Annotated in this window: 9 protein-coding genes and 2 pseudogenes; 7 read left to right on the top strand and 4 right to left on the bottom strand. The window is 43.4% G+C overall.

Translation table 11 applies throughout. The features are described 5' to 3' along the window. The first annotated feature begins 13 nt into the window (after nucleotides 1–13). Nucleotides 14–896, top strand: a pseudogene (locus LRS05_RS13835) (bifunctional 5,10-methylenetetrahydrofolate dehydrogenase/5,10-methenyltetrahydrofolate cyclohydrolase). Nucleotides 897–929: 33 nt separating this feature from the next. Here the strand turns inward: LRS05_RS13835 and LRS05_RS13830 are convergent. From LRS05_RS13830 to LRS05_RS13820, 3 genes are all read right to left on the bottom strand, one after another. Then, the gene (locus tag LRS05_RS13830) at nucleotides 930–1,769 is read right to left on the bottom strand and encodes an oxidoreductase (protein WP_257868855.1); all 840 of its coding nucleotides are present in this window, start codon (nucleotides 1,767–1,769) and stop codon (nucleotides 930–932) included. 87 nt (nucleotides 1,770–1,856) lie between these two features. After that, the gene (locus LRS05_RS13825) at nucleotides 1,857–2,753 is read right to left on the bottom strand and encodes an AraC family transcriptional regulator (protein ID WP_257868854.1); all 897 of its coding nucleotides are present in this window, start codon (nucleotides 2,751–2,753) and stop codon (nucleotides 1,857–1,859) included. Between the two features lie 154 nt (nucleotides 2,754–2,907). Next, a complete protein-coding gene (locus tag LRS05_RS13820; protein WP_257868853.1) occupies nucleotides 2,908–3,675 on the bottom strand; it encodes an SMEK domain-containing protein in 768 nt (255 codons plus the stop codon). 126 nt (nucleotides 3,676–3,801) lie between these two features. On the opposite strand from LRS05_RS13820, the gene LRS05_RS13815 reads away from it, so the two are divergent. Then, complete coding sequence (locus tag LRS05_RS13815) at nucleotides 3,802–5,067, top strand: asparagine synthetase B (protein ID WP_257868852.1); 1,266 nt, start codon at nucleotides 3,802–3,804, stop codon at nucleotides 5,065–5,067. A 107-nt stretch (nucleotides 5,068–5,174) separates the two neighbouring features. Here the strand turns inward: LRS05_RS13815 and LRS05_RS13810 are convergent, their stop codons facing one another. Next, entirely contained in the window at nucleotides 5,175–6,044 is an 870-nt protein-coding gene (locus tag LRS05_RS13810) for a cyanophycinase (protein WP_257868851.1), read from the bottom strand. A 221-nt stretch (nucleotides 6,045–6,265) separates the two neighbouring features. On the opposite strand from LRS05_RS13810, the gene cphA reads away from it, so the two are divergent. The 5 genes and pseudogenes from cphA to thrS all read left to right on the top strand — a co-directional run bounded on the left by cphA (nucleotide 6,266) and on the right by thrS (nucleotide 13,322). After that, nucleotides 6,266–8,905, top strand: coding sequence for a cyanophycin synthetase (gene cphA / locus LRS05_RS13805; RefSeq protein WP_257868850.1), 2,640 nt, complete (start codon nucleotides 6,266–6,268; stop codon nucleotides 8,903–8,905). A 343-nt stretch (nucleotides 8,906–9,248) separates the two neighbouring features. Then, nucleotides 9,249–9,404 carry a hypothetical protein gene (locus LRS05_RS13800; protein WP_257868849.1) on the top strand — a complete coding sequence of 52 codons (156 nt, stop codon included), beginning with the start codon at nucleotides 9,249–9,251 and terminating at the stop codon, nucleotides 9,402–9,404. Between the two features lie 75 nt (nucleotides 9,405–9,479). Then, nucleotides 9,480–10,040 carry a hypothetical protein gene (locus LRS05_RS13795; protein WP_257868848.1) on the top strand — a complete coding sequence of 187 codons (561 nt, stop codon included), beginning with the start codon at nucleotides 9,480–9,482 and terminating at the stop codon, nucleotides 10,038–10,040. Between the two features lie 152 nt (nucleotides 10,041–10,192). Beyond that, complete coding sequence (locus LRS05_RS13790) at nucleotides 10,193–10,561, top strand: hypothetical protein (RefSeq protein ID WP_257868847.1); 369 nt, start codon at nucleotides 10,193–10,195, stop codon at nucleotides 10,559–10,561. An 812-nt stretch (nucleotides 10,562–11,373) separates the two neighbouring features. Beyond that, nucleotides 11,374–13,322: pseudogene (gene thrS, locus LRS05_RS13785) on the top strand (threonine--tRNA ligase). The last annotated feature ends 2 nt before the right edge of the window (nucleotides 13,323–13,324 follow it).

The raw sequence follows: 13,324 nt of genomic DNA, 5'->3' as shown, positions 1-13,324 counted from the left end.
CTTTCTAACTACAATGATTTTACTCGACGGTAAAAAAACTTCGGAAGACATTAAGAATGAAATAGCGCAGCAGGTGCAGCGCATGAAAGATCGCGGCGAAAAAGTGCCCCACCTTGCTGCGGTGATTGTGGGGAATGACGGCGCCAGCCTCACCTACGTTGGCAGCAAGGTGAAAGCCTGCGAAAGAGTAGGCTTTGAATCTACGCTTATAAAAATGCCGAGCACTACCAGTGAAACCGAATTGCTTAAAGTTATTCGAGACCTCAACGAGAATGATGATATTGACGGTTTTATCGTACAGCTGCCTTTGCCAAAGCAGATTGACACTCAAAAGATACTAATGGCGGTTGACCCGAGTAAGGACGTTGACGGTTTCCACCCGGAGAATTTTGGAAAGATGGCGTTGGATATGACAACATTTATTCCGGCTACGCCTTTCGGAATACTTGAATTGCTGGAGCGCTACAATGTAAAGACTGAAGGCAAGCATACAGTGGTTATCGGGCGCAGCCATATCGTGGGCAGGCCCATGAGTATATTGATGGGGCGTAAGGGTTTCCCCGGTAACAGCACGGTAACACTAACGCACAGCCATACCAAAAACATCAACCAAATCACCAGCCAGGCCGATATCATTATCACGGCGCTTGGCGTGCCCAACTACCTTAAAGCTGAAATGATAAAGGATGATGCCGTAATTATTGACGTAGGCATTACCCGGGTGAATGACGACAGCGAGAAAGGCTACACTATTACGGGCGATGTCGATTTTGAAAACGTGAGCAAGAAAGCATCTTATATAACTCCCGTTCCGGGTGGTGTTGGACCCAATGACGATTGCCATGCTTCTGAAGAATACGCTATTGGCGAGAGAACAGCGACGAGAAATGAAGTAATAAAAAATCCCGGCCTAAACCGGGATTTTATTTTTAGAAATCTGTTGAGGTGCTTAGCGCTTTCCACTTATCAATTTCTTTCGAAAGCATGTTTATTTTCTTTTCGGCCATAGTTACCGAATCACTTCCTAGGAAAAGATACAGCGGCGGGTTGGCTTCGCCGGCAGCTTCAATAATTGCCGACACACCTTTTACAGGGTCGCCCGGCTGGTTGCCGTTCATCTGGTTTTGATGGAAATTCTGCGAGTCGCGGGTTGACTGGTAATCGGCAATCACATTTTTTGGTGTCACGAGCGAATCGCTCTCAAGGAAGTTTGTTCTGAAATAACCCGGCATCACGATAGTTACGTTGATGTTGAAGTCTTTCACTTCTTCTGCCAGCGATTCAGAAAAACCGTTTACTGCAAACTTAGTGGCGCAATAGATTCCGAACCCGGGGAAGTCGCCCACAAATCCGCCGATTGATGAGATGTTGAAGATGTGCCCAGACTTTTGTGCCCTTAAGTGCGGCAATGCCTGGCGGATAACATTCAGCGACCCGAATACATTCACTTCAAAATTCTGGCGTGACTCTGCATCAGTAAGCTCTTCAATTGTACCAAGCAGCCCGTAGCCGGCATTGTTCACGATATTGTCAATACGCCCGAATTTAGCAATCGTAGCTTCAATCGCTTTGGCAACGCTTTGCTCGTTAACCAGGTCAACTTCCAGCGGAAGGAAATTCTCGTGGGTTGTGTTAGCGGCCGTTTGCAGTTGCGATAAGCTGCGCGATGTGGCTGCAACGGCATCGCCTTTAGCCAGTAACTGATTGATGAATTCAAGGCCAAAGCCTTTTGATGCTCCGGTAATAAACCATACTTTTTTAGTTCCCATGTTTTTGATTGTTTAAGTTTAACAATGCAAAGTTATGGGCAGGGCAGGCCTCAAAAATTACGCGACACAAACCATTGATTGCGAAAATCAAACATTACGGAAATGTGACGGTGTGGCGCTGGTATGCTTCCTGAAAAAGTTATTGAAATGTGACGGCTCTTCAAACCCGAGGCTGTTGCTTATCTCGGCAATATTCCAGTCGGTATGCTTAAGCAGTGCAACAGCTTCAGCTACAAGTCGTTCTTTAATAAGCGTCGTAGTAGTCTTACCTGTCGTAGTTTTTACAGCCCGGTTCAGGTGGTTTACATGTATGGCCAGGTTTTGAGCAAAGTCGCTTGCAGAGCGCAGGGTAAAGCGCTGCATAGGTGTCTCAATAGGGAACTGCCTCTCCAGTAGTTCATTGAAAATGGATGTAATGCGCGAGTTGGCATTCGGGTGGTCATACAGGCTTTCCGTTGGCTCGGTCTTTAGCGCTTTATGTATCAGCTCGTTGAGGTAGCTGCGGCACAGGTCATATTTATAAGCATAATTAGAATGCAGCTCATCATGCATCTTTTCAAAAATAGAAACTATATCCTTTTCCTGCTCTTCATTCAGGCTGTAAGATGGCTTGTTGCCCAGTGTGAACATCGGCAGGTCATTAAGGCTGCCACGCATTTTCTCAGTAAAGAAAGATGCCGTAAAAATGCAGAAATAACCGGTGGTGTCACCGGAAAGCGACTCCCATGTATAAGGTATTTGCGGGTTGAAGAACACCAGCGTAGTCCCGTTGGTCTCAATGCTTTTGTCGGCGTAGTGGTATACATTGCGCCCGCGTATAAGCGTAATCTTGTAGTAATCTCGGCGGGCATAGCGTATCTCGGTACCTGTGCTGATACAGTCTTCCATCCGGAAAACATTAAAATGCCCCACGCCGTCTTTCATATCGGGTGGCATTTGTACTACCTTCTGTTTGTAAAAGTCGGCTATACTTTCACGTTCCATATCCTTAAATTGTAAATTTCAAACAAAGATATGGAATTCTTTTGTTGAATGATTATTATATAATCCGCCACAATTACATTATTACCATCGTTATGCATATAGTCGAAGAACAGCTAAAAAGATGAACTTAAATATACCCATTGGAACGAATTTACTACGACAATGATATCTTGCCTTCAAAAGTTTTACTGGCAATTCTTATCTTAACATATTTTTCATCGACTATTGGACTCGTTAGAACTACCGTTCCATTTTTACTTATTAATGTAACTGTGGGTATATAACCAAAATTATGTTCATATATGTATTCAGCGCCATAGTCTGTGGAAATCCAATTCTCAGTTTCAATTGTATGTACGGCTCTTTTTAGAACACTCGGATTGTAATAATCTATACCGATTTGTGCAGCTACAATCGGTGCTTGTTGATAAATAAAATCGGTTAAATCCTTTTGTTTTCCAACAGGTAAATACATTGCCTTTTTATAGATGTCATCAAAATCCAATATATCTATTTCTGGATTAAAATTAATTTTAGTATTATCAATCCCTTTTATCGTATAAGTTGATTGTTTTTCAGTAAGTATGAAAATTTTTAAATTATTATATGTTTCATAAACCTTATGCTTATTACTACAAACTTTTTCAATGGTTTCTTTAACTTTTGTACTAGTTTTTGTTGCTGTCACTTGTATCCCTACTTTTGCTTGATCATCTGCAATATCAATACCTGGGAAATTTGCTTTTCTCTCATTTAGATTTGATAGTTTGAAACCGTGCGTAATATTTATAACTTCCGCGACAAAATCTTCTAGAAATTTATTTTCATCAACAAAGCCAAGTGCATTTTTACTAATAATTTCTTGTCGTAAAATATTTATAGTTTCTACAATATAATAAATATATTTTGCGCTGCTAATCATAATTATTAAGGATTAAAATTTGTCTAAGCTACTTAATATATTAAATTGAAACCAAAATATTTTCCCCATCCCACAGTTATCATTACAGGCATCAATTTTGCTATCTTTGAAGAAATCTGTTTACGCATGCTTTTACGAAAACTTTATATACTCCTTATACTATTGGTCACCCCGATGCTTGCCAATGCATCGATGATACTGCTGCCGATGGATGAGTCCACACAGCAAAACCACCTTAAGGCTTACGGCATTACCTATTGGGCGCTTGATAAGAGCTACAAAGTAAGCTGGCTGCTCAATTACAGAGGCGGGTCGTTCCTTTTGCCGGATGCTGATGCTGTGCGCCGCGAGTGCCAGATACGCGGGGTGAGCTTTGAGGTACTGAGCGACGGTGCTGCCAATGCTATCCTTGACGAAATAAGTAGTCCGAGCCAAAACATGGAAACGGTAGTGCTTGAAAAAGCGCCAAAGATTGCCGTATATACACCAAAAGGTAAACAGCCATGGGATGATGCTGTGACACTGGTTTTGACCTATGCTGAAATTCCGTTTACACCTATATATGATGAAGAAGTATTGGGCGATGCGCTGCTGTTGTATGACTGGCTGCACCTTCACCATGAAGACTTTACAGGGCAGTATGGTAAGTTCTTTGGGGCGTACCGTAACTCGCCGTGGTACATTGAGCAAAAGCGTGATGCTGAAGCCCTGGCTGCAAAATTGGGTTATAGCAAAGTGAGTGAGGCAAAACTGGCAGTGGCTACTAAGATACGCAACTTCGTTATTGGCGGCGGATTTATGTTTGCCATGTGCAGCGCCACCGACAGTTTTGATATTGCCCTCGCTGCAGAGGGTGTCGACATCTGCGAGCCGATGTTTGACGGAGACCCGAGCCAGCCAAACTACCAGGCGGCTATAGACTATGGTAAATCTTTTGCGTTTAAAGACTATATACTGGAGCGCAATCCTGTAGTTTATGAATTCAGTGATATTGACACTACCCAGAAAAGGAGCATCCCGCCGGATAGTGATTACTTTACCCTGATGGAATATTCGGCTAAATGGGACCCGATACCTTCTATGCTTTGCCAGAACCATACCCAGCTGGTTAAAGGCTTTATGGGCCAGACCACCGCTTTTGATGGGGAAAAGGTAAAATCAAGTGTACTCGTTATGGGTGAGTGCAAGCTGAATGGCGAAGCGCGCTACATACACGGCACCAAAGGCAAAGGAATGTTTACCTACTACGGCGGCCATGACCCTGAGGATTATCAGCACAGGGTAGGAGATGCCCCTACCGTACTCGACCTTCACCCGAACTCACCGGGCTACAGGCTTATCCTCAACAACGTGCTTTTCCCGGCAGCAAGGAAGAAGAAATTGAAAACGTAGTCAACAATTACGAATTATGAATTACGAATTACGCGCGGATATACTTTTGATATTTGTGATTTGGTGCTTCTAATTTGAAATTTGTAATTTGTAATTCGTAATTAAATCTATTTCTCATCATCATTATTCCGGTGGTCAATGTTCAGCTTGTCTTTCTTCAGGTCGTAAATGTCATATTTACTCATTACGTGCAGCGTTACATTCTCAATTGATATAGCCTCGCCATCATCAATATCGTTAAAGTTAGAGTCTTTAATACAGCGGCCATCTACAATAATTACCATGCCGGGGCCTATGGCTTCCATTTTTTGGTTGTGAATAAGTAATGCAGCATTCTCTTCAAGCCCTATGCCCAGCAGGCGCGGGTTACCTACAATAATCTGCAGCAGGCGCCCTATGCGCCCCCGGGTTACAAAGTGAGTATCTATAATTACATTGTTGATAAAGCCAAGTCCGCTGGTGACACGCACTTTTCCTTTAAAGAGAGATGCTTCAGTAGTCCCCTGGAAAACCATATTGTTTGATGCTGATGCCGCACCGGCCGAACTTCCCGCATAGACAAAATCTTCCTTCTCATATTTGTCGTGCAGCATGCTGAGGAAAGGCGTGCCGCCAAGAATGCTGGTAAGCCGCATCTGGTCGCCGCCTGTTACCATCACGATATCGGCTGCTTTCAGGCGTTTCAGGAATTTTTCTTCATAGGCTTCCTCCCGGGTAGTGATATTCATGATATCACTGTTATTGGCATCAAGCCTTGCAAAAGCTTTTTTATAATCATCGCCAAGCTCTTCCGCTTCAAGTGAGGCGGTGGTCAGTATTTCAATCCTTGACTTTTCCTTTTTAACCGATTCGTCAACTATCCTCCGCAGAATCCCGTTCTCATAGTAATCATCAACGGCAATATCACTGTCATACCGCTGCCTGTCTTCACCCTTATCTTCAGCCCCGCCAACAATAACAAGTTTTCCTTTAGCCATTTTTTAAATTTTGATGTTTGTGTAATCAAAGTTACATCGGTGGTTTGTAGGAAATTGATAAAGTTTTGCTAATGTTTATTGAATTAACAGTGTCCCCCGGTTAATTTGTGATATCAATATCGCAATACAACGTTTCGGTATAATTGTGTAAAACGTTAACAATTGTTATAGGCGAACTTTGATTAAAGGACAACACACATCCAAACTAAATAATAACCAAAATGAAAATCTTAAAATTGCAGGTGCTTCGCGGGGCGAACATCTGGAGCAGCTACAGGAAGAAACTGATACAAATGCGCCTTGACCTGGAAGAGCTGGAAAACTACCCGACTGATAAGATTCCCGGATTTAGAGAACGCCTGCAGGCTATGCTGCCTACAATGATTGAACATGAATGCAGCGAGGGGCACCGCGGCGGGTTCTTTCTTCGTGTGGAGCTTGGCACCTGGATGGGGCATGTAATTGAGCATATAGCCCTTGAGATACAATCACTTGCCGGTATGGAAGTAGGTTACGGGCGTACGCGCTCTACGAAAGAAACCGGGGTATACAACGTAGTCTTTGCTTATACTGATGAAGAAGCCGGACTTTACGCCGCCAAAGCTGCCGTAAAAATTGCTGAAGCATTGATTAATGATGAGCCGTATAACCTTGATGCAGATATTGAACAGCTAAAGAAGATATGCCACTATAACTGCCTTGGCCCAAGTACACTAAGCATCGTGACTGAAGCTGCAAGGCGCGGCATACCACACATACGCGTCGGGACTGACAGTACCATACAGTTGGGCTACGGCGCTAAGCAAATGCGTTTCCAGGCTACAACTACCTGCAAAACCAACGTAATGGCGGTTGAGCTGGCCTGCAATAAAAAGAAAACCAAGGAGATACTGGAGCGCTCATCTGTTCCTGTACCGTCAGGAGCTATCTGCAGCAGCGAAGAAGAGTTGATGGCAGCCGCTGAGAAATTCGGTTACCCATTGGTAATAAAGCCATTAAATGGCAACCAGGGTAAAGGCGCTACCATCAATATCACAAGTTGGGATGAGATGCTGCCGGCGCTTGCCTTTGCCCAAAAATACAGCCACAATGTAATCGTTGAGAAATACATTTCAGGGTTCGATTTCCGTATGCTGGTGGTTGACAATAAGTTTGTTGCCGCCGCCAAGCGCGTACCTGCCAATGTAAAAGGCAATGGGATCGACTCAATTGAAAAGCTTATCGCAAGGGTAAACAAAGACCCGAAACGCGGCAATGGCCACGAGAACATGCTTACCAAGATCACTGTTGACCACGATACAGAAGGCATGCTTGCTAAATATGGCTATACCCTAGAGTCAGTACCTTATTCAGGTGAAATTGTTTACCTGAAATCTACCGCAAACCTCAGCACCGGCGGGCATAGTGAAGATGTGACCGACCTTGTGCATCCCGATAACATTGCCCTTGCTGAGAGGGTAGCACGCATTATAGGACTTGACATTTGCGGGGTTGACCTGATGGCTGAATCGCTCGACAGGCCGATTACTGAAACCGGCGGGGCCGTGATTGAGGTAAACGCCGCACCGGGCTTCCGCATGCACCTGGCACCGACAATTGGCAAATCGCGCAACGTGGCTGCACCAGTGGTTGATATGCTTTTCCCTGACGGAAATACCGGCCGCATACCTGTTATCGGCGTTACCGGTACCAATGGTAAGACCACCACAACCCGACTGTTGGCGCACATCGCTAAGAATTCAGGCTTTAAAACAGGCTTCACCACTACCGACGGTATCTATATTGACGGTAAGATGATGGAGAAGGGCGACACCACCGGCCCGATTAGCGCCCAATACATTTTGCGAGACCCGTCGGTTGAGTTTGCGGTGTTAGAGACTGCACGTGGCGGTATGCTGCGCTCAGGGCTTGGGTATGACCAGTGTGATGTTGGTGTAATCACAAATATTAAAGAAGACCACCTTGGCCTTAACGATATACACACGCTTGATGACCTTGCCGAAGTGAAAAGCATTGTGGTGAAGAATGTGCGCAAAGATGGCTGGGCGATTTTGAATGCTGAAGATAAATATTGCCGCAGGATTGCCCGTGAGCTCGACTGTAACAAGGCGTATTTCGCGCTTAATGAAGATGACGAGATTGTACAGGCGCTTATTGCCAAAGGCCGCACAGTTGCCATTTTTGAAAACGGTTACATCACGATATGTGAAGATGGCAACCGCACCCGCATTATCAACGTGGAAGATGTGCCGCTTACACAGGGTGGTAAAGTAAAGTTCATGATTGCCAATGCGCTTACTGCTGCGCTGGCGGCCTATAAGAGCGGCTTTACGCCGATGCAGATTGCCGCTGCCATGAAAACCTTTATGCCAGGCGCCGATTCAACTCCGGGCCGTATGAACCTGTTTGAGTTCCGCCGCTTTAAGGTAATGGTTGATTATGCACATAACCCACACGGTTTTGAGGCTATTGAAGATTACCTGAAAAACGTATCGGCCCGTAAGAAGATAGGCGTGATTGCCGGGGTGGGAGACAGGCGCGATGAAGATATTAAAGAATGTGCCGTGATTGCCGCGCGTATGTTTGACCACGTGATCATCCGTCAGGATAAAGACCTTCGCGGCCGCACATGTGATGATATTAACCGCCTGCTGCTTGACGGACTGAAGCAGACGAACCCTGCGATAACCTATGAAATGATTGAAGACGAAAAAGAAGCAATGCATCACGCGCTTAACATAGCTGACGAAGGCGACTTTGTGGTGGAGCTAACCGAAGCGATAACCGATGTTATAGGCGTGATAAAAGAACACCTCGCAAAGGAAGAGAAAGAAGCTGAAGCCCATGTGCAATCGGCTTAATAATACAAATTCAAACTAAATTCCGGAAAAGCCATGCTGTTATAGTGTGGCTTTTTTGTTCTTCCATTTCGAGCGAAGTGCAACGGAGTCGAGAAATCTCTTTTAGGAACACGGATTTGACAGATTCAACAGATTATCACAGATTTTTTTTGAAACGCTGATGACGCGGATTCGACGGATATCTTATAGGGCAGTTATTTGCTAATTTCCATTTGCATAATAATCATTTATTCATAAAGGGCTTATTTCTAATTTGTTAATAATATGTTTATAAATTAAAGCTATTGATTACCGATATTTAATAGATTTTTTCTATTTTTATAAAAAATGATATTCTGTAATTATGAACGAAACGGACACAAAAGAATTATTAGGGAGGTTAGAGGAAATATCTGAAACCTTAATTAAGCTTCAAACTTTCTTTGAAGAAAGTGGAATAAAGGATAATCTTAGCAGTATTTCAAAGCGGCTAAAGAAAATCGAAGCAAGATTAAATTAAAGTCCTTTTGAAAATTGATAGCCATTTCTAAATGAGGTGGCTAAATTGTTATATTCGTTAAAAATTTTTTGATGTATGGTCCTCATAGATAACAGCCAATTACCTAATTGGGCAGATTTTTTACAAGTTATAATTGCTGCTATTGGTATGATTGCTGCTATCATTGGTGCTTATAAATTGATTGCGCGTGATAGGCAACGCGAAGCGGAAATTAAAAGTTTGTCTAATATCGCAAAGCAACTAGGGGATTTACAAGTCCTTAATGAAAAACGCTATGTTGACAGTAAAATTCCTCATCTTCAAATCCAATGTAGAATACATGAAGACTTTGGTAGTTATTTTTTATTCTTTAAAAATATAAACCCTAATGCTCAGATAACACAATATTCAAAAGAAGATTCACGAGGGTATAAATTTAGCTTGGTCAAAAGAGGAATAACTGATGTAGGTAACAGTCAAGAATTTTCATTCGGAATAACAGCGATTAAAAAAGAAGATTTTTATGTAACCATGAAATATATCGTTGATGGTAAATATCAATATAGCCAAGAACTTTATATTTACTATTACATCGATAAATATGTAGTTGACCCACATTCTATTTTCTATCTAGGAATTGATGAAAGTGCAGTTTAAATAGTTACTCTCAAGGGGCAACCTAACCTCACTTACTATCAAAATCCGCCAAACCCGCGTCATCTACGTTCCATTTTGGGCAACTTTATCTTTCCGTTAAGAATCATTGCAAAACATCATTTGTAACTTAGGGCATCAGATAAAACCCTACCATGAAAAAGTTATTGCTGATGCCATTGCTTATGCTGTTTATCCATTGCAATGACAATAAGAAAACTGAAACCACTGCGTCTCATTCTGCCGATACCGTTACATTGGAAGATCCTCCGAAAATGGACAGCGATCCTGAAGCGGAGAGTCCGGTGTTAGACGAGGCTTCCGAAACCCCAACCGACCCTATTGCCACTATACGCAAACGCGTGGAGTACATCAACACTGCCAATCTTGAAAAGAAGCATTACGAGTTTATGTGCGACGAAAAGATGATGGTAGACTACTTTTATGATAACGGCGAGCTGGTGAAAGTAGCGGTTGATTTCGGCACAGTAGGCGACGTGTATGCCAGAGAAGGCTACTATTAAGATAACGGAAAACTTATCTTTAATTACGAGTTTACAGAGGGCGGCCCTGCATGTGAAGGCTGTATTGAAAAGCATGAATACCGCACCTATGTTCATGACGACAAAGCCATTAAATACATCAAAGACAAAAATGTAGAGCAATGCCGTACGTGCGAATTCGGGCCGAAGTCACGCCAATACAAAGTGCTGAAAGCTAAAACGCAGGACGAGGTCAAGGCGGCGTTGTGCCGTTAAGCCGGGAACGTACATGCCCGAATGGTACAGCCGGGGATTAAACAGATTTAACCGATTGACACAGATTTTAAATCCTGAACATCTGTTAGATCTGTTCAATCTGTGTTGCTAATTTTTTCCAGTATTTCAAAGAACGCTTTTGCAAAACTTTGAAAACTTTCAACGGACTCAAGACCTAAAACCCAAAACCAAATACCTGACTGCAAAGTTACGACCATCCATCAGAACCATCATTACAAAACCCTTTCAAAAAGTCACCGTTCATCGATTATTTCGTTAACATAAAAAACTGTTAAGGAAAATGGTTATGCTGCACCTCAAAACCGGAAGTGAGCAGGCAAATTTCATTGTTAGTTACTTTTCAGAAAACTATAAAATGTAACATACTGAAAATCAAAGGCTGCGTATCATGAGAAAATGTAGTGTTTTTGGCAATTGAAAGCAGTAAAAAGTAGTGAATTATAAACGTTAAAATTTGCTGTAACAGCTTACCTCAATCCCTTTGATTTTCTAATGAAATAGCTATTGTAATTGAAGTTGCTTTCTGCTATCTTTGCCACTTGTAAATTCTTAAATAAATGATAAATATTACATTGCCGGACGGTTCGGTTAAAAAGTTCGACGCAGGCGTAACTCCGCTTGATGTCGCGATGAGCATTAGTGAAGGGTTGGCGCGGAATGTTATTTCCGCTTCATTTAACGGTACCACCGTTGAGACGAAAACCCCACTGACGACCGACGGTTCGCTTGTACTTTTTACATGGAATGACAAAGAAGGCAAGAAGGCTTTCTGGCACTCGAGCTCTCACGTTATGGCTCAGGCTTTACAGGAGCTTTACCCGGGTGTGAAGCTTACTATTGGCCCGGCGATTGACAACGGTTTTTACTATGATGTTGACTTTAACGGCCACCAGATTACAGATAAAGATTTTAAAGCCATTGAAGATAAATTCCTCGCTATAGCCCGTGATAAACATGAGTTTACGATGCGTTCGGCTACAAAAGCTGAGGCGCTTGAAATGTATAAAAAAGAAGAAAACCCGTACAAAACCGAGCTGATTGAAAACCTCGAAGATGGTACAATTACCTTCTGCGACCACTCTACTTTTACCGACCTTTGCCGTGGCGGACACATACCTAACACAGGCATTATCAAGGCTTTCAAGGTAATGAGCGTAGCGGGGGCCTACTGGCGCGGCGACGAAAAAACAACAAGCAACTGACTCGCGTTTACGGTATATCGTTCCCGAAACAAAAAGACCTTACCGAATATCTTGAGCTTTTGGAAGAGGCTAAACGCCGCGACCACAGGAAGTTAGGTAAAGAACTTGACCTGTTTGCGTTCAGCAGCAAAGTGGGGCAGGGGCTGCCTTTATGGTTGCCAAAAGGTGCTGCACTTCGCGACAGGCTGGAGCAATTCTTGAAAAAAGCGCAGAAAAAGGCTGGTTATGAGCAGGTTGTAACGCCGCATATCGGTTCGAAGGAACTTTATGTAACATCAGGCCACTACGCAAAATATGGCGCCGACAGCTTCCAGCCGATATCTACACCTGCTGAGGGTGAGGAGTTTATGCTGAAACCGATGAACTGTCCGCACCACTGCGAGATATTCAATACCAAGCCATGGAGCTACAAAGACCTGCCGAAGCGTTATGCCGAGTTCGGAACCGTATATCGTTACGAACAAAGTGGTGAGCTTCACGGACTTACACGTGTACGCGGGTTCACTCAGGATGATGCGCACATCTTCTGTACGCCGGACCAGCTGGATGCTGAGTTTAAGAATGTGATCGACCTTGTGCTTTATGTTTTCGGATCGCTTGGTTTTGAAGACTTTACCGCACAAATTTCGCTTCGTGACCAGGAGAATCGCGATAAGTATATCGGCTCTGATGAAAACTGGGAAAAGGCTGAAAATGCGATAATTAACGCTGCGAAAGACAAAGGCCTGAACACGGTAGTTGAGTACGGTGAGGCTGCATTTTACGGCCCTAAGCTCGACTTTATGGTGAAAGATGCCCTTGGCCGCCAATGGCAGCTGGGTACAATCCAGGTAGATTATAACCTGCCTGAACGTTTTGATTTAACATACAAAGGCGCTGATAATGAACTGCATAGGCCGGTAATGATACATCGTGCGCCTTTCGGTTCAATGGAGCGTTTCATAGCGATTTTGCTTGAGAATACTGCCGGTAACTTCCCGCTTTGGCTTATGCCGGAGCAGGCTATCGTGCTGTCTCTTAGCGAGAAATATGAAAATTATGCTAAAAAAGTTTTACAATTGCTGGAAAATCACGACATTCGCGCCCTAATTGACAACCGCAACGAGACTATCGGCAAGAAAATACGTGAAGCCGAGGTGCAGAAGTTGCCGTTTATGCTGATTGTAGGCGAGGAAGAGGAGAAGAACGGGACGATTTCTGTTCGCCGCCACGGTGATGCCGGCAAGAGTAACCAAAGCATGACGGTTGAAGAATTTGCGGCTGTAGTACAGCAGGAAATAGACAAAACACTGAAACAATTTTAAGG

It is taken from the genome of Flavobacterium sp. J372 (assembly GCF_024699965.1).
Classification (GTDB): Bacteria; Bacteroidota; Bacteroidia; order Flavobacteriales; family Flavobacteriaceae; genus Flavobacterium.
Note: the sequence above shows the minus strand (reverse complement) of the source record. Positions and strands in the feature narration are given on the sequence as shown.